Consider the following 23,208-nt stretch of genomic DNA (forward strand, 5'->3'; position numbering starts at 1 on the left):
GCAGAAGACGCAACATGCGAGATTTGTTTGTCTTCGCCGGTGGGTCTGGTAGAAACGCCCTTGATGAACAAATTATCGCTCTTTCTGGTTAACGACCTCTGAACAAGGTGCCTGCAGACAATGACGAACAAGAAGAGACCGACCGTCTATTTGACCCGAAAACTGCCGGATCTGGTCGAGACCCGCATGCGCGAACTGTTCGAGGCTGAATTGAATATCGAAGACGCACCCCGCACGGAGGCCGAACTTCTGGCCGCCATGCAGCGCGTCGACGTTCTGGTGCCCACTGTAACCGATCGCATCACCGCGTCGATGATCGAGCAGGCCGGTCCTCAACTGAAATTGATCGCAGGTTTTTCCAACGGCATCGACCATATCGATGTGGATGCGGCGGCGCGCAAGGGCATCACCGTCACCAATACGCCGAACGTTTTGACTGAAGACAGCGCCGACATGACGATGGCGCTGGTGCTCGCCGTTCCCCGCCGCCTTGTCGAGGGCACGCGCGTGCTTGCCAATGGCTCGGAAGATTGGCGCGGCTGGTCGCCGACTTGGATGCTCGGTCGTCGCCTGTCGGGCAAGCGCATCGGCATCGTCGGCATGGGCCGCATTGGTACCGCAGTCGCCCGCCGCGCCAAAGCCTTTGGTCTCTCGATCCATTACCACAATCGCAAGCGTGTCAGTCCGGCCACGGAAGCGGAACTTGAGGCGACCTATTGGGACAGCCTCGACCAGATGCTGGCACGCGTCGATATCGTTTCCGTCAACTGCCCTTCGACGCCCGCGACCTATCACCTGATTTCGGCGCGCCGCCTCGCGCTAATGCAGCCGACCAGCTACATCGTCAACACCGCGCGCGGCGATATCATCGATGAGGCGGCGATGATCGAGTGCCTGCGCCAGGGCAAGATTGCCGGTGCAGGCCTCGATGTGTTCGAGAACGAGCCTGCCGTCAATCCAAAGCTCATCAAGCTTGCCAAGGAGGGCAGGGTCGTGCTCTTGCCGCATATGAGTTCGGCCACCATCGAAGGCCGCATCGACATGGGCGACAAGGTGATCATCAACATCCGCGCCTTTTATGACGGCCACAGACCGCCGAACCGGGTGCTGCCGGGCAGGGCTTAACGAGGCAGCTGCTTCGTCATTTCGATGGAGGTGACCCGCTCGTAGCCCGCATGCGAATTCTCGGCCGTCTTGACGAAGCCCCAGGACGAAAACTGCCGGTGATTGTTGATAAGCTCGATCCTGGTCTCCAGCCGCAGGCTTGGCAGCGACAGCCTGTGCGCCGTCTCTTCCGCCTTTCTTAGCAACGCCTTTCCAATCCCACGACCCTGCGCCGCCGGTGAAACGGCAAGCTTGCCCACATAGAGCGACGCGGCCTCCGGTCTACAGAAAATACACCCGAGCACGTCGCCGTCGTCGAGCGCGACAAAGGCAATCTCATCCCGGATCTTTTGACGCAGATTATCCGGCGTCAGGCGGTGGGCGGAGGAAGGCGGGTCGATCACGCCATCCATATAGGCGAAGGAGGACATGATGAGCGCCAGTAATTCATCGATGCGGTCGAAAGTGTCGTCGATCTGAACGATTGTAGTCATGCTGCCTGGCGCCTCTTGTAGCGAACGGTTTCGAAACGGGCGGCGAGCGCATCGTAAAGCAGCAGCCGGCCGACCAGTGGCTCTCCCGTACCGGTGATGATCTTGATCGCCTCCATCGCCATGGTGGTGCCAACGACGCCTGTGAGTGCGCCGATGATTCCCGTTTCGGCGCAGGACGGGATCAAGCCCTCTGGCGGCGGGGCCGGAAAGAGATCGCGGTAGCGCGGCAGCAACGTGCCGTCTGGACCGTTCTCATAGGGCTTGAGAACCGTGACCGAGCCATCGAAGCGGCCGACAGCGCCCGTCACTAGCGGTACCTTCGCCGCCTCTGCAGCATCCGCGGCCGCATAGCGCGTGTCGAAATTGTCCGATCCGTCGATCACCAGATCGAAGCCACCAAGATGATCATGCGCCCAAACGGTCGAGAAGCGCTCCTCGAAGTGCAGGACGCGCACATGCGGGTTGAGCCTGGAGATGCTGCGGCGCGCGCTTTCGGTCTTTTGCTCGCCAATCGTGCCCGTATCGTGAATGACCTGCCTTTGCAGGTTCGATAGCGAGACGATATCGTCATCGATGATGCCGAGCGTCCCAACGCCTGCGGCGGCCAGATAATACAGCACAGGCGCACCGAGCCCGCCGGCACCGATCACCAGCACCTTGGCCGCCTTCAGCCGCTGCTGCCCCATGCCGCCAATTTCGGGCAGGAGGATATGCCGCTTATAGCGTTCGATTTCCTCGGGGCTAAGAGCATCCATGATCCAGTCTCCGGTACCTCAATCGATCAAAGCCCTATCATGACACGCCGCCATGCGACACGGTGAAAAACTGCGCGCGATCCTGCAATGCTGAAAACATCGAGGCATCCGTTCCGGTCATGAAGCTCTGACCGCCAAGTGCGTGGATGAGATCGAAAAGCGCTGCGCGCCTGCCTTCATCCAGGTGAGCGGCGATTTCGTCCAGCAGAAGAATGGGAGCGTAACCGGTCATATTCGCGGTCAGTTGCGCATGGGCAAGAACGAGACCGACGAGAAGCGCCTTCTGCTCGCCGGTGGAGCAGCGCGCCGCGTCCATATCCTTCTCCGCATGCCGGACGAAAAGATCGGCGCGATGGGGCCCATCAAGCGTACGTCCCGCACCCGCATCGCGATAACGGCTTTCCCTGAGCGTTGCGAAATACGCATCCTCAAGATCGACGGCCGGTCGATGATACTCATCGTCGAGAAAGCCGGATAGGGTGAGCGCGGCCTTGGGGAAGCTGGTATTGCCGGAGCGGCTTTCGATCAGTGCGCGCAGCAAACCCAGCATCTCGTGCCGCGCCACGGCCATGGCAATGCCAAGCTCTGCCATCTGCTTCTCGATGCCATCCAGCCAGACAGGATCGAAGCGACCGTCGGACAGCAGGCGGTTGCGTTGGCGCATCGCCTTTTCGAAGTCGCTTGCACGCCGTCCATGCGACGGGTCGAGCGAGAGAACAAGGCGATCGAGGAAACGGCGGCGATCCGAGGATGATCCGGTGAACAGCCCGTCCATGGAGGGCGTCAGCCATAGAACCCGCAAGTGATCGGTCAATTCATCGACGGACTTGACGGACGTACCGTTGAGTCTGAGGCGCCGCGATGGGGTCTCGCCCTCGCCATCGATGCCCGTTCCGATCGCAACCTCACCATCCATGCCCGATACGTCGGCGAAGATCGAGAAACCCGTCTCCTCTGCGCCCACGCGGGTCACATCCGATAGAACGGCGCGGCGCAAACCCCGGCCAGGCGACAGGAAGGAGATGGCCTCCAGCAGGTTGGTCTTGCCAGACCCATTGTCGCCCGTCAGCACGACATGGCGCTCATCCAGCCGTAGCGACACCTCCGCATAATTGCGGAAATCGGTGAGTTTCAGCCGGGACAGGAAAACCTTGGCTGTCATGCCATATCCAGAATCGTCATGGCTTACGACCTACAGCATCCCGCCCAAAATCGAAACGGACTTTCTCCAAAACCGCGGCCCAAGCGCCGCAGGGAGCGCTTCCATCACCTGATAATCTTACGTTTACGTTCGCGTTCATCCGATTGCCAGTTGTAGATTTTGTCGCTATCGATGATTGCCTAATTTAGCGGATATCTCATGCTCAGAGTCATTTCCCTTTTGCTTACCCTCGCCCTCCTTGGGTCCTGCGCCGGACGGCCGGGAGCCGACGTCCTGCAGGCCGTCAATACGCGGGCGACATCGGGAAAGAGTATCACTGCCTATGTGGTCAGTACGCGTGAGAAGGAGCCGGGAAAGACGCTGGCATTTGGGGCTGGGCGTGCCGAGGTGCCGAACTATGCGCGCTTCGACATCTCCATCCCGCCCGATCACAAGAAGGGCAAGATCGAGTGGCCGTCGGGAAAACCGGATGCCAAGAAGGACTTCGTCGTCACCGATCGCGATGTGCTGTCTCACGATGCATTCAAGCGCGATCTCGCAGGCGTTGTTTCATCCGGCAAGGATGTAGGCCTTTTCGTCCATGGCTATAATTACAGCTATCAGGAGGCCTTGTTCCGCGCAGCGCAAATGGCCGCGGACGCGGATATCAACGGTGTGCCAGTGGTCTTCTCCTGGCCGTCCATGGCGGATGTGACGGGCTATCTGGCCGACAAGGAAGCGGCGACCTACTCCCGAGATGCTCTGGCGGATCTGCTGATCGATCTGGCGCAAAAATCACCCCGCAAGAATGTCATCGTGTTCGGACACAGCATGGGCGCGTGGCTGGTCATGGAAGCCTTGCGAGAGCTCAGGCTAAAGGGCCGCAATGATGTGATCGCCAAACTCCAGGTCATTCTCGCCGCACCGGATATCGATACCGACGTATTCCGAAAGCAGATCGAAGTGGTTGGTCGTCTCGATCCGCCACTCACCGTACTTGTATCGAAGGATGACCGCGCCTTGATGGCAGCCTCCCTGCTTGCGGGTGAACGAAGCCGGGTCGGAGCCTTGGACGTCACCGATCCCGAGATCAGCGAGGCTGCGAAACGCGAAGGCGTTCAGTTTGTCGATATTTCCGAACTCGATTCATCCGATGGCTTGAACCACGATCGCTACGCCGCCCTTGCCGCCCTGTTGCCGAAGCTTGATGAAAAGCGGCGCGGCGGCAGCAATGATCTGTCCCGCGCAGGCGCATTCGTTCTGGATGCGGTCGGCGCCACGGTTTCCAGCCCGTTCAGATTGGCCAGCAAAGTCGTCAATCCCAACTGAAACTGACGACGCGATGATGAAAAAGTTTGGCGCTCGGCTGAGCACAAACCAAAGAGGCTTCAGTTCCACATATCGATCTGGATATCGGCTTGGCGCGAATGGTCCACGACGCGCTTGCCGTTGGGCAGATCGTTCTCGTAGAGCTTGGCATGGATGGCCTGCTCATCCAGACCGTAGCCGATCCAGCGATCGCGAAGCCGCTGCTCAAGCACCGAATAGGACGGCCCGACGAAAATGGCGAGGTCGAAGCTGTCTTTCAGACGGTCCCACGGTGCTTCGTCCAGCAGCAGGTAATTGCCCTCTGCGAGAATGAAGCGCGTATCTGCTGAAACCGCTCTTGCGGATGCGATCGCGATCTCGCGCGAGCGGTCGAAGACAGGCACCAGAACCTCTTCCCCACCATGACGCACGGCTCTGACGATATCGATGAAGCCACGCACATCGAATGTTTCCGGCGCACCTTTACGGGCAATCAATCCGCGGCTTTGCAAGATACCGTTGTCCATATGGAAGCCATCCATGGGCAGGACTTCGGCAGTCTCACCGCGGGCAATCAGGCTGTCTCTGAGCGCATCTGCGAGTGTGGATTTGCCGGCCCCTGGAGGGCCGGCGATGGCGACGATGTAACGGGGGGAATGGTCTGCACGTGCAAGAACATCGTCCGTCAACGCCGCAAGCGTCAGTGTCATGCGGCGATATCCTGGTGGGGCGGTTCCTTCGCGCCCGTCATGAAAGCGACCGCATCCGACATCGTATAGTCCTTCGGATTGATGACGCAGAGACGTCTGCCAAGGCGATGGATATGAATACGATCTGCCACTTCGAAAACATGCGGCATGTTGTGCGAAATGAGCACGATCGGCAGACCGCGCGATCGAACGTCCTGAATGAGTTCCAGAACGCGCCGGCTTTCCTTGACGCCAAGTGCCGCTGTCGGCTCGTCGAGAATGACGACCTTCGAACCGAAGGCGGCAGCTCTCGCAACCGCAACACCCTGGCGCTGACCACCAGACAGCGTCTCGACCGCCTGGTTGATGTTCTGAATGGTCATCAAACCAAGTTCGGAAAGCTTTTCACGGGCAAATTTGTCCATCGCCGCGTGGTCGAGCTTGCGAAATACCGAGCCGAGAATGCCGGGCTTGCGCAACTCGCGTCCGAGAAACATGTTGTCGGTGATCGACAGCGCAGGCGACAGCGCAAGGTTCTGATAGACAGTTTCGATACCGGCATCGCGGGCTTCGAGCGGTGTCTTGAACTGAACCGGCTTCCCTTCCAGCCTGATCTCGCCCTCATCCGGACGGATCGCGCCCGACAGTGCTTTGATGAGCGAAGATTTGCCTGCACCATTGTCGCCGATCACCGCCAGGATTTCGCCCGGATAGAGATCGAAGTCGGCATTGTCGAGCGCGGTCACGCGACCGTAACGCTTGACGAGACCATGGGCTGAAAGAATGGGTTGTCTGTTTATATCCTGGGCCATCAGACGGCTGCCTTTCTGATCCATTGATCCACTGCGACGGCGGCTATGATCAGCCAGCCTGTCAACATAACCTTCCATTGCGGGTCGGCGCCGAGCATATTGAGGCCCATGGAGACCACGCCGACCAGCATGGCGCCGAACAGCGTCCCGAGAATGGAGCCACGTCCACCGAAGAGCGAGATACCGCCGATAACAGTCGCGGTAATGGCCTGCAGGTTGTAGTCGGTCACGGCCGCAGATGGAGAGATCGAACCGTTACGGCCGATGGCAACCCAAGCCGCGAAGGCTGCAATGACGCCAGCGATCGTGTAGACGCTGAGCAGGACTTTGCGGGTCTGAATGCCGGAAAGCTTTGCCGCTTCCGGATCGTCGCCCACGGCATAGACGTGGCGTCCCCAGGCGGTCTGGTTCAAGACGTACCAGAGCACGGCGACGAGCGCGACCATGGCGATGACGCCGAGTGTAAAAATGGCAGAACCGATACGGAAGTTTGTTGCGAAGAGCTGAAGAAGCGGTGCGGTCTGCTGCACGTCGGCATCGCGGATCGTTTCATTCGCCGAATAGATGAAATTCGTCGCCATGACGATGTTCCATGATCCGAGCGTCACGATGAAGGGGGGAAGCTTCACCACCGCCACTAGGAAGCCGTTGAAGAAGCCGCAAAGTCCGCCGACAACAAAGCCTGCGAGAATGGCGATAGGGGTGGGCAGTCCGTAGGTGACCGCCACATTGCCCATAACGACGGATGAAATGACCATCACCACGCCGATCGAAAGATCGATACCGGCTGTCAGGATGATCAATGTCTGTGCCGAGCCCAGAATGCCGACGACGGCGATCTGCTGCAGGATCAGGGTCAATGTGTAGGATGAAAAGAACCGTCCGCCGATCGTCATGCCGAAGATCGCAACCGACAGGATCAGGACGATGAGTGGCACGGCCGCCGGTGTAGAGTGTAGAAAATGCTGGGCGCGTTTGAGCGCGGACACGCTCTGCTGATCGAAGGAGGCGACTTTCTTGTCGCTCCCGTCCAGCACGCGCTCGAATTCTTGAATTCCGCTCATGTTTCCTCCTCCCGCTCGCCAAACATCTATGCGCGGCGCCGAAATGTCAGCCGGGTATTACGAAAGCGAATGGTTTTGGGTGAAGTTGGCCGGGAGTGATCCCGGCCATGATCTTCAGATGGTGATCGAGGGCATCAGCCCCAGCACTTCGCCAGGCCTTCCTTGACGCTGATCGAAGGGACGCCCTTGACCGGCTTGTCGGTGACCAGAGAAACGCCGGTGTCGAAGAAGGACTTGCCTTCCGTCGGCTTCGGCTTTTCGCCGGTGTCGGCAAACTTCTTGATAGCCTCGACGCCGAGTGCCGCCATCATCAGCGGATATTGCTGCGAGGTCGCGCCGATGACGCCTTCCTCAACCGACTTCACGCCTGGGCAACCGCCGTCAACCGAAACGATCAACACGTTCTTTTCCATGCCAACAGCCTTGAGCGCCTGGTAAGCACCGACAGCGGCAGGTTCGTTGATGGTGTGAATGACGTTGATGCCCGGGTCCTTCTGCAGAAGGTTTTCCATGGCCTTGCGGCCGCCTTCTTCGTTGCCGTTCGTCACGTCGTGGCCAACGATACGCGGGTCGGTTTCGTCGCCGATCTTGTTCGGGTCCTTTGGATCGATGCCGAAGCCGATCATGAAGCCTTGGTCGCGAAGAACGTCGACGCTCGGCTGGTCAGGCGTCAGATCGAGGAAGCCGACCTTGGCATCCTTCGCGCCATCGCCCATGGTGCCCTTGGCCCATTCGCCGATCAGCTTGCCAGCCAGAAGGTTGTCGGTCGCGAATGTCGCGTCGGCAGAGTTGATCGGGTCAAGCGGTGTGTCGAGAGCGATGACCAGAAGGCCTGCGTCGCGTGCCTTTTTAATCGTCGGAACGATGCCCTTGGTGTCGGAAGCGGTGATCAGAATGCCTTTGGCGCCGTCGGCAATGCAGGATTCGATGGCTGCAACCTGGCTTTCGGAGTCACCATCGACCTTGCCGGCGTAAGACTTGAGCGTCACGCCCAGTTCCTTTGCCTTGGCGGTCGCGCCTTCTTTCATCTTGACGAAGAAGGGATTGGTGTCGGTCTTGGTGATGAGGCATGCCGACGTATCGGCGGCCGATGCGACCGAAGCGAAAGAAACGCCAAGCGCAAGCGCGCCCAAAAAGGCGGAAACAGTTGTCTTCATATGATCCTCCCAGTGAAAACAAACAGCCATTTGGATGACTGGTCTGCGGCCCTTCTCCTCCTAGATCCGGCGCCACTGGAACCGATGGAACCACCAAATTAACAACCTGTCAATAAATAAATCCAATTGAATTATTAATTCGATCTGTCATGCTCTAACCCTTGGTGGCGGAAGTGGACGGGAGGAGACCGGGACACTTTTGCGCACGATATGGTGAGTGAAGCCGTTGCGATTGAACCCGTACCGGCTGGGAGGATGATAAGATGTCGCGATCACTGGAGATGTCGCAGACGCCGATTGCAGCGGCTACCGATTTGACGGGGGGCGCTAATCAGGTTCGCGTTCGCGCCTATAATGAACGGCTGGTGCTCTCTCTGGTGCGTCGTCACAACGCCTTGTCAAAAGCCGAAATCGCAAGGCGCAGCGGCCTTTCAGCCCAGACTGTATCAGTGATCATGCGCTCGCTCGAAAAGGATGGCTTGCTGATCAGGGGCGAATTGCTCCGGGGTCGCGTCGGCCAGCCTTCGACTCCGATGCGGCTTAATCCGGATTCGGTTTACTCCTTCGGCGTCAAGATTGGCCGCCGCAGCGTCGATCTGGTGCTGATGGATTTCGTCGGTCAGATCAAGATGCAGCTGCGCAATACTTACCCTTACCCGATGCCGGAATGGATATTGCCCTTCGTGACTCAAGGCATCGCCGAGCTGGAGGGGAGGCTTGATCCGTCAGAACGCGAGAAGATCGCGGGCGTCGGGATCGCCGCGCCCTTCGAACTCTGGAGTTGGGCGAAAGAAGTCGGTGCACCTGAAGGCAAGATGGACAGCTGGCGCCACGTCGATCTTCGCCAGGAAATCGCCGATACTGTCGACTATCCCGTCTTTCTTCAGAATGATGCGACGAGCGCTTGCGGCGCCGAACTGGTGTTTGGCAACGGCCAGGCCTATCCGGATTTTCTCTACGTCTTCATCGGTTCGTTCATTGGTGGCGGCGTCGTCTTGAACTCGGCCTTGTTCTCGGGACGGACAGGGGCGGCCGGTGCCATCGGTCCACTGCCGGTTCAAGGGCAAGATGGCAGAACGGTTCAGTTGCTCAAGATCGCCTCGATCTTCGTGCTCGAAGACATGCTGCGTGAAAGAGGCATCGATCCCAAACCACTGTGGTTTTCGCCCGACGAATGGATCGATTTCGGTGAACCGCTGGAAGTGTGGATCCGCAATACGGGCGCCGCACTCGCCCAGGCCGTGATTGCCGCCGCATCGATCATCGATTTTTCCACCGTCATCATCGATGGCGGCTTCCCAGGATGGGTACGCTCGCGAATCGTCGAGGCGACAAGCGACGCACTGACGCTACATGATCTCCAAGGTGTGGCCGTGCCGGATATCAGGGAGGGCGCGGTCGGAGGTCAGGCGCGCGCTATTGGTGGCGCCAGTCTGCCGCTGTTTTCGCGTTATCTTCTCGACCAGAATGTGTTGTTCAAAGAAACGTCGACCTAAAAGACCGTGCACTTTTGCCGGTTCTCAGAGCGCTTCGATCTGACGCAAAATATCGTCTTCGATCGTAATGCCGTTCTCCAGTGACTGCTTGCGGATGCCTTGGCTGCGGCGGCCTGGAAGCCTCGCATTGTCCTGAGACTCGATTTCCGCTGCCATCTGCGAAACCCTCTCTGCCAGAACATCGTTGCCGGCAATGGTCGGGTCGATCGCGATGATCGTATGCCCAAGCGATGGCGCTGTTCCGGTATCGTCCAAAAGAGACGAGGCCTGGAAGCCGAAATTGCCGCCGGTAAGGCCCGCCGCCATGATCTCGACCATGAGGGCCAATGCTGCCCCCTTTGCCTCACCCGCTGGCACCATCGTGCCGTTGATCGCTTCCGTTGGATCGGTGGTTGGACGGCCTTGTGCGTCGAGAGCCCAATCATCTGGAATAGTGGTGCCTTTTTGCCGGGCGGCCATGATCTTGCCTCGCGCGACCTTGGAAAGCGCGAGGTCGATCACCAGAGGGTCGGCGTCCTTTATCGGCGCGGCAAAGGCGATCGGGTTCGTCCCATAAAGTGGCTTGATGCCGCCCCATGGCGCCATGGATGCCGGGGCATTGGCGACCATGAAAGCAACGAGACCCTGTTCGGCCAAACGCTCGACTGTCAAAGCCATGACACCCGCATGATGCGAGCGACCGATTGCGGCAAGCGCAATGCCCTGTTCACGGGCAAGCGGCACAACGTCCTTGATCGCAAGATCGATAGCCGGATAAGCATATCCATGTCCTGCGTCGATGGAGATCACCGCGGGTCGTACCTTCGTCGCTGTTGGCACGGCGTTACCGTTCACTTTGCCGGCATGAAGCTGGGCCACATAGACCGGTATCCGCCGAAATCCGTGACCGCCCTGGCCACAGGCCTCGGCGGCAACCAATGCACGCGCAACGGAGCGCGCGCTTGACGCCAGAACGCCGTTCTTCTCGAAGATGGAAGAAACGAAATCTTCCGCCTGTTCTATGCTGAATTTCATGGTGTGATCTTAAACGGAAGAGAGTGAACGGCGAACTGATGGCGTGCCGTGCTAAGGCACTAGGTGGCGGGCGGCCCTCGACCAAAAAAGGAAGGCCGCCCTTACACGATCAATGCGCGGCGGACATGTCGCCCAGAACGTCCTTGGACGCAACGGTGGAGTCGGCATTCAGCTTGTAGACCATGGGCACGCCGGTCGCGAGATTGAGCTTCAGGATTTCTTCCTTGCTCAGCTTGTCGAGCACCATCACCAGCGAACGCAGCGAATTGCCATGGGCGGCAACGAGAACCTTTTCGCCACGCAGAACACGCGGCAGGATTTCCGTCATGTAGTAGGGCCAGACGCGTGCGCCGGTGTCACGCAGGCTTTCGCCGCCGGGCGGCGGGATGTCGTAGGAACGGCGCCAGATATGCACCTGCTCTTCACCCCACTTCTCGCGGGCGTCGTCCTTGTTGAGACCGGAGAGATCGCCATAGTCACGCTCGTTCAAAGCCTCGTTGCGGATGGTCTCGAGGCCGGATTGGCCGACATTGTCGAGCACGATCTGGCAGGTTTTTTGCGCGCGGATCAGAGAGGAGGTGTAAGCAACATCAAACTTGATACCATAATCGGCAAGCGCCTTGCCGCCGGCGTTGGCTTCCTGCACGCCGAGTTCCGTCAGGTCCGGATCGCGCCATCCGGTGAAGAGGTTCTTGAGGTTCCAGTCACTTTGACCGTGACGAACGAGGACGAGGGTTCCGCTCATAAATACTCTCCAGGTTGATTATGAATTGTCGGCCAGACCGAGAACGTCCAGCATGGAATAGAAGCCGGGCTTCTTGTCGAAAGCCCAAAGTGCGGCGGCGATGGCACCGCGCCCGAAAATGCTTCGGTCGGCGGCATGGTGCGAGAAGGTCAGTTGCTCTCCTTCACCCGCAAAGATCACGGAGTGATCGCCAACGACCGAGCCGCCACGCAGCGTTGCAAACCCGATGGTGCCCGGCTGGCGAGCGCCTGTGTGGCCGTCGCGTACCCTGACGGAGTGGTCGGCAAGATTGATGCTGCGACCTTGTGCTGCGGCTTCGCCAAGCAGAAGAGCGGTGCCAGACGGTGCGTCCACCTTGTGCTTATGATGCATTTCCAGCACCTCAATATCCCACTGCTGTGGTCCGAGCGCTTTTGCCGCCTGACGTGTCAGCACAGAAAGAAGGTTGACGCCAAGGCTCATATTGCCGGACTTTACAACACGTGCATGACGCGCAGCTGCGTTGAACTTTTCCTCGTCCTCAACCGAGCAGCCGGTGGTGCCGATAATGTGGACGATACGCGCTTGTGCGGCGAGGCCGGAGAAGATCACACTGGCTGCCGGTGAGGTAAAATCCACTACGCCTTCAGCGTTGACGAAGGCGGCGAGCGCATCGCTGGTGACGGGAATCCCGATGGGACCTAAACCGGCAAGTTCACCAGCATCGCGTCCAACGAAGGGCGAGCCCTCCCGCTCGATTGCGGCATGAAGTTGAACGCCGGGCGTCTCATAAATGAGACGGATGAGGGTCTGTCCCATGCGGCCTGCAGCGCCAACCACCACCAGTTTCATGCCGTTGCCGCTCATGTCGTCACCCTATGCTTTCAAAGTCCGCGAACGCCTGTCGCCTGAAGATTGTTGAGGCGAGCGTAAAGACCGTCCTCCTGTCGCGCAAGCGTCTCATGCGTGCCTTCTTCGACAACCTGCCCCTCATTCATCACCACGATCTTGTCCGCCTTGACGACCGTGGACAGACGATGGGCAATGACGATAACCGTGCGACCCATCATGGCCGTATCGAGCGCTTTTTGCACGACGGCTTCCGACTCGGTATCAAGTGCAGATGTCGCTTCATCAAGCAGCAGGATGGGTGCATTGCGGACGAGTGCGCGTGCGATGGAAAGACGCTGACGCTGGCCGCCCGAAAGGGTCATGCCGTTCTCGCCAACCTGGGTATCGTAACCCAGCGGCTGTGCCAGAATGAAGTCATGGGCGAAAGCAAGTCTCGCAGCCTCTTCAATTTCAGCGTCCGTCGCTTCAGGGCGACCATAGCGGATATTGTCGCGGATCGTGCCTTCGAAGAGGTAGGGTTGCTGCGAAACGTAAGCCAGATTGAGCCGCACCGAATGCGTCGTGACATCGGCAATGTTCTGTCCGTCGATCAGGATTTCGCCACCGGTCGGATCGTAAAATCGCGGTACGAGATTGATGATGGTGGATTTTCCCGCCCCGGAAGGCCCGACAAGTGCAGTCGTTTTCCCCCCTTCGGCCACGAAACTGACGCCCTTGAGGATAGGTCCGGAATCCTTGTAGGAGAAAACCACATCGCGCAACTCAACCGTCGCATTGGCGATCTTCAGCGGCACCGCATTCGGCTTTTCGCGCTGAACCGGCTCCATGTCGAGGATCTCATAGATCATGCGCGCGTTCACGACAGCACGCTCCAAGGACACCTGAAGACGAGCCAGACGGCGCGCCGGGTCGTAAGCCAACAGGAGGGCGGTCACGAAAGCGAAGAAAGCGCCAGGAGGAACGTTGTCATAGATCGCGCGGTAAGCGGCATAGGCGAGCACGCTTGAGACGGCGATGCCGGCGATTGTTTCAGTCAGAGGCGCAGTTCGCTCGGACAGCCGCGCGATACGATTGGAACGTCGTTCGGAAGCGTCGATCGTGGCGAAGACACGCTCCTCAAGCGGCTTTTCCATCGTGAAAGCTTTGACGATGGCGATACCCTGCAGCGTTTCCTGCATGGACCCAAGGACACGACTTCCCAGGATGATGGCTTCCCTTGTCGTTTCCCGAAGTCTTTTGGAGATGTATCGAAGGCCGAGAACCAGCGGCGGCACGATGAAGACGATGATGATCGAGAGGAACGGATCCTTGATAATCATCACGCCGATCAGGGCAATGAAGGTCAAGAAATCTCGGGCCACGGAGGTGACGGTCAAATTCATCACATCGCGGATGCCGCCGATATTCTGGCTGACCTGGGCTGCGAGATGCGCAGATCGGGACTCGCTCAGATAACCAACCGAGAGTGTCATCAGATGCGAGTAAAGTCGCTTTTGATAGCGGGCAACAATGTTATTGCCAATTTTCGACAGTGCGACCGATTGAAAGTAGCTCGCAAGTCCCCGAAGGAAGAAAGCCATAAATATGGCACCGCAGATCAGAAATGCGAGATCAGCACGTCGGTTGACGAAGGCCTCGTTGATAATGGAATCCATGATCCATGCGGTGAACGCCGTTGATCCTGCTACGATGAGCAGGCAGAAAACGACCAATACATAGCCCTTGATATGATCACGCGCATTCTCGGCGAAGACGCGCTTTAGAACTGCAGCAATTGTGTCGGCATCCACAGGACCCCGTGACTTGGCGGTTTTCAATCGCTCATCCACCTTTTGATGTTCCGGCGACTGGGCCGCCTTTTCAACCGGCGTCTATATCCATTAGGGCAGACTTTGACCAGCCTCTACTTGGAAGCTCAGCTTTGCCAGCGACGCCCTTCGAGTGTCACGCCGAAATTCTCCGGCGTTCTGGCGAAGGTTGAGAGACCGGCAAGCGCCGCCTGCGGATGGGTGACCACATAGGTCGGAATGGAGCGCATGAGCGCGCTGTGCGGTGCCTTATCCTCAAAACCAGCGCGAAACTCAGGACGCTTCAGCGCGGGAATGATCTTTTGCGAAATGCCGCCGGCAAGGTAGACCCCGCCACGCGCCATGAAGACGAGCGCCATGTCTCCGGCAACGCGCCCCAGATAGGTACTGAACAGTGATAGTGTTTCCTCGGCCTGTGCATTCGATCCGCCAAGACCATGCGCGGTGACATCTGCCGGGTCGGAGAACGTTGGCGCAACGCCATCCGTAGCGCAAATGGCGCGGTAGAGATTGACGAGGCCGCGCCCGCAAAGGATCTGCTCTCCAGAAATACGGCCCTCAATCGTTTCGAGGTGCGGAAAGACCTGACGATCCCGTTCCGTGCGAGGCCCGAGATCGACGTGCCCGCCTTCGCCAGGCACTGGAAACCACATGTGCCGTGCGTAGACGAGTCCGCCGACACCAAGACCGGTGCCCGGACCGAGCACCACGCGCGAGGCCATCATGTCCGGACGGTTCGTCCCGACGAGCTCACGATTGTCATCGTCAAGTGCCGCAATCGCCAAAGCCTGAGCCTCGAAATCATTGACGACGACGACATCGCTCAAACCAAGATTGCTCAGCATCTCTTTCGGTTTGACGACCCAATGGCAATTGGTCAGCGGTATCTCGTCGGACTCGATCGGTCCAGCGACGGCAAGGAGCGCCGAGACAGGCTTGATCGCCGTGTTGCTCAGCACGGCGATTTTGATGGCGTCGTCGATGGAGGGATAGTCGGCGGTTTTGACGGTCGTCAGATGAACGGCTTCAGATGTGGCGTCCGGCAGGATGCAGAAACGGGCATTGGTGCCGCCGATGTCTCCAATGAGGATCGGAAAGGAAAGATGATCGTTCTCGTTGGGCATCACTGCTCCTGAAGCCGCCTGATTTTGAAGATATGATCGCCATATTCGGCGAGCGCCTATTTTTGGATGTGGAAGTCGATCAGTCGCTCGGCCGTCGCGCGGTTGAGCGCCATCGGTATGTCGTAGACGGTGGCAAGCCGTGTCAAGGCTTTCACGTCCACATCATGCGGCATAGAGGTGAGTGGGTCGACGAAGAAGATCAGCATGTCGACATCGCCAGTGGCGATCATGGCGCCAATTTGCTGGTCGCCACCAAGCGGTCCGCTTTTCAGACGAATGACGTCGAGCTTTGGACAGGCATCCTGAACACGCCCGCCCGTGGTGCCGGTGGCGACGATCCGGAACGCTGAGAGTGCATCCTGATGTTCGCGGGCAAACTCCGCCATGTCATTCTTCTTCTCATCATGCGCAATCAGCGCCACGCAGCGTTTGCTGTCCATCATCTGCCCCAAGCAGTTTTAAATCGATTTGAAGCCTTCTATATCAACTCTTCCAAGTTTGAAAAGCGGGCGTCTTTGGATCAATTCATCGAAGGACGCGCAGAAGGTCTTGGCACGTCAGCCGGCGGAACCGGTGCACCGGAGGATGAGGAAGCACTGCCGCTCACCGTTGGAGCGGCAGGGCTGGTGTAGGAGCTTTGCACCGCGGGCTGTGATCTTCCGGCGGAAGGTGCGACCGCAATGGCGGCACAGGCTTTTGGCAGGTCTGACACCATCATTGGTCTCGGCGGCTTCGCCGGTTTGGCGTTCGGGTCCTTTTTGGGTGCCGCCCAGGGTTCCTTGGTGAACCACCAGGCCAGCGACTTGTCGCAGCCATCGCCCGGACCCACCGCCGCCTGCGGCTTGCAGTCGGTCGCGCCGGCGGGGCAGGAGAGGCGGACGTGGAAGTGTTCGTCGTGACCGTAGATGGGACGGATCTTGCCCATGAAAGTTCGGTCGCCGGTCCAGCTCTGGCACAGCTTCTGCTTGATGGCCGGGTTGACGAAGATGCGCTCCACCTGCGGATAGCTTGCCGCCATCATCACCAGCCGCGCGTTGAGTGGAGACCATTTGCGGTCGTCGACGGTCAGGAACTTGCTCTTGTCGAGCATCGAAATGAACGGCGTATCCTCGCGCTCCTGGGCGCTCATAATGTGGTCCGGCATCTTGCGCCACCAGATATCGACATCCAGCCCGATCTGATGGGAAGCGTGGCCCGTCAGCATCGGGCCGCCACGCGGCTGGGAGATATCGCCGATCAAGAGGCCCGGCCAGCCGATCTTCTGCGCATCCTGGCCAAAGCGTTCGATGAAGGAGATGAGCTGGGGTTGGCCCCAGCGCCGGTTGCGGGAAAGACGCATGGCCTGGAAACCTTCGCCTTCCGTCGGCAGGGCAACCGCACCGGACTGGCATCCTTTTGCATAGGAACCGTAAGACCTGGAGGGACCTGCGGAAGGAAGATCGATATGGCCAAAAACCTGTTTTGCAGGCAGGTCTTCCGCAAAGGCTGGGGCGAGATCTGCGCCGATCATCGAGATGACCGAAAAAGCGATAAGCGAAAGCCTGCGCGCTGTCATTGTCTTTAATCTCATTCGTCGCCGCCTGCGATCCGGTTGATTCTTTTGTGCGATAGTACGCTGGATCGCGAATTTGGTGAAAGCATGTTTGCGAATAACCGGCTTGTGAGGTGGCGCCTCTATTTTTTGACATTGTTTGGCTTATGCTTTGCCGCAACACGCACCGAAAGGAAAATCCGCCCATGGCTCTGGCAAGCGCAAAACCCTTCCTGCTCCTGGCAATGGGGGTATCGCTTTTCACGTCCTCGACAGCAACGCACGCGCAGGAAGATGGGCAATGGCGTGTGGGCATCGCCACGGTCGGAGAATTGAAGCATCCGAAGGGCTTCGAGCGGTTCGACTACGTCAATCCGAATGCGCCGAAGGGCGGCGCCCTGCGGCTGTCGACAGCCGGTACCTACGACACCCTGAACCCCCTTCTTGCCAAGGGAGAGGCCGCGACGGGTCTCGGGGTCGTGTTCGATACGCTGATGAAGTCTTCCGAAGAGGAGCTTTCAGCATCATATGGCCTTCTTGCAGAGGCGTTGACCTATCCAGACGATATATCAAAGGCGACGTTTAGGCTGCGCGCGGAAGCAACATTCGCCGACGGGAAACCGGTAACACCGGAGGACGTTGTTTTCAGCTTTGAAAAGGCGAAAGACCTCAACCCGCAGCTCGCGACCTACTACACGCACGTCACCAAAGCGGAGAAGACTGGCGACCGGGAAGTGACCTTCACTTTCGACGAGAAAAACAACCGCGAACTTCCGCAGATCATCGGGCAACTGCTCGTTGTTCCCAAGCACTGGTGGGAGGCCAACGGTCCGGATGGAAAGCCACGCGACATTTCACGCGGGACATTGGAGCCGGTCATGGGGTCCGGACCCTACAAGATCGCCTCTGTGGCGCCGGGCTCCACGATCACTTACGAATTGCGTGACGATTATTGGGGTAAAAACCTGAACGTCAATGTCGGCATGAACAACTTCAAGACGATCAGCTATACGTTCTATACGGATCGCGACGTGGAGTTTCAGGCCTTCAAAGCAGGAAATACGGATTTCTGGCAGGAAAACTCTGCCGGGCGCTGGGCAACCGGCTATGATTTTCCAGCCGTCAAGGACGGACGGATAAAGCGCGAGGAAATTCCGAATATCTACCGCTCGGTCGGTATCATGCAGGCCTTCGTGCCCAATGCTCGCCGGGACAAGTTCAAGGATCCGAGAGTCCGCAAAGCGCTGAACCTTGCCTATGACTTCGAGGATATGAACAAGACGCTGTTCTTCGGCCAATATCAGAGGATCAATAGCTTCTTCATGGGAAGCGACCTTGCCTCATCCGGTTTGCCGCAGGGCAAAGAGCTGGAAATCCTGACCGAAGTAAAAGATGACGTGCCGCCGGAGGTCTTTACCACCGAGTATCGCAATCCCGTTGGTGGCGATCCTGCCAAGCAGCGCGACAATTTACGTGAGGCCGTCAAGCTGATGAAAGAGGCGGGCTACGAGTTGCGGGGCAACCGCATGGTCAACGCGAAGACGGGCCAGCCTTTCGATTTCGAAATCCTGGTTGATTCTCCCGCCATGGAGCGCGTCGTCCTGGCTTACACCCAAAACCTGAAGAAGATCGGCATCAATGTCACCGTTCGAAACGTGGATTCGTCGCAATACACCAATCGCACACGCGCCTTCGACTACGACATGATCGTCAATCTTTGGGCTCAAACCTCTAATCCCGGTAATGAACAAGCCGATTATTGGGGTTCGGCCGCAGCCAACCGCCAAGGCTCGAAAAACTTCGCCGGCATTAGCAATCCTGCGATCGACAAGATCATCCGTGAGATTATCTTTGCTCCCAACCGTGAGGATCAGGTCGCCGCCGTCAAGGCGCTGGATCGGGTTCTACTGGCGGGCAACTACGTCATCCCGCAATTCTACCGCGGCGAGATGACGGTCGCTTACTGGAATACGATCGTTCGCCCCACGGAATTGCCCTATTACGGCGTTGGTTTCCCTGAAGCCTGGTGGTCGGCCAGTGCGGCAAAATGAGCTTGGTCTTGCTTTATAGCCCAAGCCTTGATTCACATGCATGAAGACGAATCATTGGGCTGGCGATATGCGTCGCTTGCCGAGAAAGGAAACGGTTTGACAGTGGGGATGACAGCCGAGCGCGCTTGCACGGAGTGTGAACTCTAATGGGAGCCTATATTCTGCGGCGTCTGGCGCTGATGATACCGACCATTATCGGCATCATGGGTATTTCCTTCCTCGTCATTCAGTTTGCGCCGGGCGGCCCCGTCGAACAGGTCATCGCTCAATTGTCCGGTTCCGGCGATAGCGCTGCTGATCGCCTCTCCGGCGGTGGCGACCTCATGGGTGGCGGTGGTGTCGATGAAAGCGGGTCGAAATATCGTGGCGCTCAGGGTCTCGATCCCGAACTGATCGCCAAGCTCGAAAAGCAGTTCGGCTTCGACAAGCCACCGCTGACGCGCTTTCTGGAGATGATGTGGAACTACATTCGCTTCGACTTCGGCGATAGCTTCTTCAGAAACTCTTCCGTCATCGATCTCATCATCGACAAGATGCCTGTCTCTATCTCGCTCGGCTTCTGGATCCTGATCATTTCCTATGCCATTTCCATTCCCCTTGGCATCAAGAAGGCAGTGGAAGATGGCTCCAAATTCGATGTCTGGACCTCCGGCATCGTCATCGTTGGTTATGCGGTGCCGAGCTTCCTCTTCGGCATATTGTTGATCGTGGTCTTTGCCGGCGGCTCCTTCTTTGACTGGTTTCCCCTGCGGGGCCTCACATCCGATAACTTCGCCGAGTTGACTTGGTGGCAGAAGATCATCGACTACTTCTGGCACCTGACGCTGCCGCTGACGGCTCTCGTGCTTTCGGCTTTCGCCACCACCACACTCCTGACCAAGAACTCCTTCATCGATGAGATCAAGAAGCAATATGTGGTGACCGCGCGCGCCAAGGGTCTTTCGGAACGAAAGGTGCTCTATGGCCACGTCTTCCGCAATGCGATGCTGATCGTCATCGCGGGCTTCCCGGGCGCCTTCATCTCCGCCTTTTTCACCGGCTCGCTTTTGATCGAAAACATTTTCTCGCTGGATGGCCTTGGCCGCCTTGGCTATCTGTCGGTCGTCAATCGCGATTACCCGATCGTATTCGGTACCCTTTTTATCTTCTCGCTCATGGGACTTGTCGTCGGCCTGATTTCCGACCTGATCTATACTTGGATCGATCCGCGCATCGACTTTGAGCGGAGGGACGTGTGATGACTGCCTCTACGCCCGCAACAACACCCGCGTCCGAAGCAATGCCTCCGCACAAGCGTCCGTTCTTTTCGCCGACGAGCATTCGCCGTTGGCAGAATTTTAAGGCCAATCGGCGCGGCTACTGGTCCTTCTGGCTTTTTCTCGTGCTTTTCGGCCTCAGCCTCTGCGCTGAGTTCATCGCGAACGACAAGCCGATCCTCGCCTCCTATAAGGGCGAGCTTCTGGTTCCCGTGCTGGTCGATTACCCGGAAGAAAAGTTCGGCGGCTTCTTGGCGCAGACCGATTACAAGTCTTCCTATATCCAGGATGAGATCAACGCCAATGGCTGGATGATCTGGCCTCCAATCCGTTATTCCTACCAGACGGTCAATTCCAACATTCCCCATTCGGCCCCCACGCCACCCTTCTGGTTGATGACCAAGGAGGAGCGTTGCTCCGGCTATCCGCAAGGCGCGGCCGATCCCGGCTGTACGCTTGGCAATCTCAACTGGCTCGGGACTGATAACCAGGCCCGCGACGTCACAGCGCGTATCATTTACGGCTTCCGCATCTCGGTCCTCTTCGGTCTGGCGCTCACCATCTGCTCGGCCATCGTCGGTGTGACAGCAGGCGCTGTGCAGGGTTACTTCGGCGGCTGGACCGACCTCCTGATGCAGCGCTTTATTGAGATATGGTCGTCCATGCCGGTGCTCTACATCCTGCTGATCATCGCCGCGATCTTGCCGCCCGGTTTCTTCGTGCTGCTCGGCATCATGCTGCTCTTTTCTTGGGTTGGCTTCGTCGGGGTGGTCCGTGCCGAATTCCTGAGGGCACGCAATTTCGAATATGTAAATGCCGCCCGCGCACTTGGGGTCGGCAACGCCACCATCATGTTCCGGCATCTGCTGCCAAACGCCATGGTCGCAACACTCACCTTCCTGCCTTTCATTCTGTCCGGCTCGATCACCACGCTCACATCGCTCGACTTCCTGGGCTTCGGCATGCCGCCCGGCTCGCCATCGCTGGGTGAGCTGATCGCCCAGGGCAAGAACAATCTCCAGGCGCCATGGCTGGGCCTCACCGCCTTCTTCACCATGTCCATCATGTTGTCGCTCTTGATCTTCGTCGGCGAAGCGGTGCGTGATGCCTTCGACCCGCGCAAGACGTTCCGGTGATGGCCATGTCCCAAACGAATACAGGCACAATGACCGCACCCCTCCTCTCCGTCCGAGACCTCTCCGTTGCCTTCCATCAGGGCGGTAAAGAAAGTCTCGCTGTCGACAAGGTCTCTTTCGAAATCATGCCCGGCGAAGTGCTGGCGCTGGTTGGCGAATCCGGATCGGGCAAGTCGGTGACGGCCAATTCCATCCTGAAGCTTCTGCCCTATCCGGCGGCAAGCCACCCTTCAGGTCAGATACTGTTCGAAGGCAGGGATTTGCTCACGATGCCGATGCGCGATCTGCGATCGGTACGCGGCAACGATATCACCATGATCTTCCAGGAGCCAATGACCTCGCTCAATCCGCTTCACAGCATCGAGCGGCAGATCGGTGAAATTCTGGAGCTGCACCAGGCGCTCACCGGAGCGCCTGCGCGTTCCCGCATCCTGGAACTCCTCAATCAGGTGGGCATTCGCGAGCCGGAAAAGCGGCTGAAAGCCTTCCCGCATGAGCTTTCGGGCGGGCAACGCCAACGTGTGATGATCGCCATGGCGCTCGCCAACCGCCCTAAACTGCTGATCGCGGACGAGCCGACGACGGCGCTCGACGTGACGGTGCAGGCTCAAATTCTCGAGTTGCTGGCGGGGCTGAAAAACCAGCATCACATGTCTATGCTCTTCATCACCCACGATCTCGGCATCGTGCGTAAATTTGCCGATCGTGTCTGCGTCATGACCAAGGGCAAGATCGTCGAGACAGGGACCGTCGAGCAGGTCTTCACCAATCCACAGCATGCCTATACCCGCCATCTTCTGGCCGCTGAACCGAAGGGCGAGCCGCCGCTTGCCGACCACAACAAGCCGGTGGTGATGCAGGGCGACGACATCAAGGTCTGGTTTCCGATCAAGGCCGGGTTGATGCGCAAGGTCGTGGATCACGTCAAGGCGGTGGATGGCATTAACATCACCCTTCGTGAAGGTCAGACGGTTGGCGTGGTGGGGGAATCCGGTTCAGGCAAGACGACCCTCGGGCTTGCGCTATCGCGGCTTATTTCCTCGAAGGGCCGGATCAGTTTCATCGGCCAGTCCATCGACAGCTATTCCTATTCCATGATGAAGCCGCTCAGAAACCGCCTTCAGGTGGTGTTTCAAGACCCGTATGGTTCGCTGAGCCCGCGCATGTCGGTCGGAGACATTATCGCCGAAGGTCTGAAGGTTCATGAGACATCGCTCTCCTATGAGGAGCGTGACCGGCGTGTCGCCAAGGCACTGGAAGAGGTGGGGCTCGATCCTGCCACGCGTTGGCGCTATCCGCATGAGTTTTCCGGTGGGCAGCGGCAGCGTATCGCGATTGCCCGCGCCATGGTTCTAAAGCCACGCTTCGTCATGCTGGACGAACCGACCTCAGCTCTGGATATGAGCGTGCAGGCGCAAGTGGTCGATCTCCTGCGTGATCTACAGTCGAAACATGATCTCGCCTATCTCTTCATCAGCCACGATCTCAAGGTGGTGAAGGCACTTGCCAACGAGGTGATCGTCATGCGCCATGGTAAGATCGTCGAAAGCGGCCCCGCCAAGTCGATCTTCGAGGCGCCGAAAGAAGACTATACTCGCGCATTGATGGCGGCGGCCTTCAATATCGAGGCGGTCAAGACCGAAGCCGTCAGCGAGTAGAGCGCGCCACGCAAACAGCAGTGAAGCGGTTTTA

Annotated in this window: 21 protein-coding genes; 7 read left to right on the forward strand and 14 right to left on the reverse strand. The window is 58.4% G+C overall.

Features of this window, described 5'->3' with window-relative positions:
• The first annotated feature begins 120 nt into the window (after positions 1–120).
• The gene (locus QE408_RS09495; RefSeq protein ID WP_062427171.1) at positions 121–1,125 is read left to right on the forward strand and encodes a 2-hydroxyacid dehydrogenase; all 1,005 of its coding nucleotides are present in this window, start codon (positions 121–123) and stop codon (positions 1,123–1,125) included.
• Here the strand turns inward: QE408_RS09495 and QE408_RS09500 are convergent.
• From QE408_RS09500 to recF, 3 genes are read right to left on the reverse strand one after another with little or no spacing between them, the layout of a single operon-like run.
• A complete protein-coding gene (locus QE408_RS09500) occupies positions 1,122–1,598 on the reverse strand; it encodes a GNAT family N-acetyltransferase (RefSeq protein WP_306930564.1) in 477 nt (158 codons plus the stop codon). The two genes, QE408_RS09495 and QE408_RS09500, sit on opposite strands and share 4 nt — an antisense overlap.
• Complete coding sequence (locus QE408_RS09505) at positions 1,595–2,353, reverse strand: molybdopterin-synthase adenylyltransferase MoeB (RefSeq protein ID WP_306930565.1); 759 nt, start codon at positions 2,351–2,353, stop codon at positions 1,595–1,597. The genes QE408_RS09500 and QE408_RS09505 overlap by 4 nt, the downstream gene beginning before the upstream one ends.
• 37 nt (positions 2,354–2,390) lie before the next feature.
• On the reverse strand, positions 2,391–3,515 hold the full coding sequence (gene recF / locus QE408_RS09510) for a DNA replication/repair protein RecF (RefSeq protein WP_306930567.1): 1,125 nt from the start codon (positions 3,513–3,515) through the stop codon (positions 2,391–2,393).
• Positions 3,516–3,713: 198 nt separating this feature from the next.
• On the opposite strand from recF, the gene QE408_RS09515 reads away from it, so the two are divergent.
• On the forward strand, positions 3,714–4,823 hold the full coding sequence (locus tag QE408_RS09515; protein WP_306930569.1) for an alpha/beta hydrolase: 1,110 nt from the start codon (positions 3,714–3,716) through the stop codon (positions 4,821–4,823).
• Positions 4,824–4,882: 59 nt separating this feature from the next.
• Here QE408_RS09515 and QE408_RS09520 read toward each other — a convergent pair whose 3' ends face one another.
• The 4 genes from QE408_RS09520 to QE408_RS09535 form a co-directional block, all read right to left on the reverse strand.
• Positions 4,883–5,512 carry a nucleoside triphosphate hydrolase gene (locus tag QE408_RS09520; protein ID WP_306930571.1) on the reverse strand — a complete coding sequence of 210 codons (630 nt, stop codon included), beginning with the start codon at positions 5,510–5,512 and terminating at the stop codon, positions 4,883–4,885.
• Entirely contained in the window at positions 5,509–6,291 is a 783-nt protein-coding gene (locus QE408_RS09525; RefSeq protein WP_306934745.1) for an ATP-binding cassette domain-containing protein, read from the reverse strand. The genes QE408_RS09520 and QE408_RS09525 overlap by 4 nt, the downstream gene beginning before the upstream one ends.
• Before the next feature lie 11 nt (positions 6,292–6,302).
• Positions 6,303–7,367: an ABC transporter permease gene (locus tag QE408_RS09530; protein ID WP_062427165.1), complete on the reverse strand. Its 1,065-nt coding sequence runs from the start codon at positions 7,365–7,367 to the stop codon at positions 6,303–6,305.
• 134 nt (positions 7,368–7,501) lie between these two features.
• A complete protein-coding gene (locus QE408_RS09535) occupies positions 7,502–8,524 on the reverse strand; it encodes a sugar ABC transporter substrate-binding protein (protein WP_062427164.1) in 1,023 nt (340 codons plus the stop codon).
• 263 nt (positions 8,525–8,787) lie between these two features.
• Here QE408_RS09535 and QE408_RS09540 point away from each other — a divergent pair, with 263 nt between their 5' ends.
• The gene (locus tag QE408_RS09540; RefSeq protein ID WP_306930575.1) at positions 8,788–10,020 is read left to right on the forward strand and encodes an ROK family transcriptional regulator; all 1,233 of its coding nucleotides are present in this window, start codon (positions 8,788–8,790) and stop codon (positions 10,018–10,020) included.
• A gap of 24 nt (positions 10,021–10,044) precedes the next feature.
• Here the strand turns inward: QE408_RS09540 and QE408_RS09545 are convergent, their stop codons facing one another.
• The 7 genes from QE408_RS09545 to mepA all read right to left on the reverse strand — a co-directional run bounded on the left by QE408_RS09545 (position 10,045) and on the right by mepA (position 17,112).
• Entirely contained in the window at positions 10,045–11,034 is a 990-nt protein-coding gene (locus QE408_RS09545) for an Ldh family oxidoreductase (RefSeq protein WP_306930577.1), read from the reverse strand.
• A gap of 109 nt (positions 11,035–11,143) precedes the next feature.
• Positions 11,144–11,779, reverse strand: coding sequence for a 2,3-bisphosphoglycerate-dependent phosphoglycerate mutase (locus QE408_RS09550; protein ID WP_306930579.1), 636 nt, complete (start codon positions 11,777–11,779; stop codon positions 11,144–11,146).
• 18 nt (positions 11,780–11,797) lie between these two features.
• Positions 11,798–12,625: a 4-hydroxy-tetrahydrodipicolinate reductase gene (dapB, locus tag QE408_RS09555; protein WP_306930581.1), complete on the reverse strand. Its 828-nt coding sequence runs from the start codon at positions 12,623–12,625 to the stop codon at positions 11,798–11,800.
• A gap of 17 nt (positions 12,626–12,642) precedes the next feature.
• Positions 12,643–14,427 carry an ABC transporter ATP-binding protein gene (locus tag QE408_RS09560; protein ID WP_306930583.1) on the reverse strand — a complete coding sequence of 595 codons (1,785 nt, stop codon included), beginning with the start codon at positions 14,425–14,427 and terminating at the stop codon, positions 12,643–12,645.
• A gap of 98 nt (positions 14,428–14,525) precedes the next feature.
• Positions 14,526–15,542, reverse strand: a complete 1,017-nt coding sequence (locus QE408_RS09565; protein ID WP_306930585.1) for a glucokinase — start codon at positions 15,540–15,542, stop codon at positions 14,526–14,528.
• Between the two features lie 56 nt (positions 15,543–15,598).
• Positions 15,599–15,982, reverse strand: coding sequence for a methylglyoxal synthase (locus tag QE408_RS09570; RefSeq protein WP_306934746.1), 384 nt, complete (start codon positions 15,980–15,982; stop codon positions 15,599–15,601).
• 80 nt (positions 15,983–16,062) lie between these two features.
• A complete protein-coding gene (mepA, locus tag QE408_RS09575; protein WP_373465532.1) occupies positions 16,063–17,112 on the reverse strand; it encodes a penicillin-insensitive murein endopeptidase in 1,050 nt (349 codons plus the stop codon).
• Between the two features lie 167 nt (positions 17,113–17,279).
• On the opposite strand from mepA, the gene QE408_RS09580 reads away from it, so the two are divergent.
• The 4 genes from QE408_RS09580 (at position 17,280) to QE408_RS09595 (ending at position 23,174) form a co-directional block, all read left to right on the forward strand.
• Positions 17,280–19,124, forward strand: coding sequence for an extracellular solute-binding protein (locus tag QE408_RS09580; protein ID WP_306930588.1), 1,845 nt, complete (start codon positions 17,280–17,282; stop codon positions 19,122–19,124).
• Between the two features lie 146 nt (positions 19,125–19,270).
• A complete protein-coding gene (locus tag QE408_RS09585; protein ID WP_306930589.1) occupies positions 19,271–20,362 on the forward strand; it encodes a microcin C ABC transporter permease YejB in 1,092 nt (363 codons plus the stop codon).
• Between the two features lie 41 nt (positions 20,363–20,403).
• Positions 20,404–21,516: an ABC transporter permease gene (locus tag QE408_RS09590; protein WP_306934748.1), complete on the forward strand. Its 1,113-nt coding sequence runs from the start codon at positions 20,404–20,406 to the stop codon at positions 21,514–21,516.
• Between the two features lie 29 nt (positions 21,517–21,545).
• Positions 21,546–23,174, forward strand: coding sequence for an ABC transporter ATP-binding protein (locus tag QE408_RS09595; protein ID WP_306930591.1), 1,629 nt, complete (start codon positions 21,546–21,548; stop codon positions 23,172–23,174).
• The last annotated feature ends 34 nt before the right edge of the window (positions 23,175–23,208 follow it).

It is taken from the genome of Agrobacterium larrymoorei, assembly GCF_030819275.1.
In the GTDB taxonomy this organism is placed as follows: Bacteria; Pseudomonadota; Alphaproteobacteria; order Rhizobiales; family Rhizobiaceae; genus Agrobacterium; species Agrobacterium larrymoorei_B.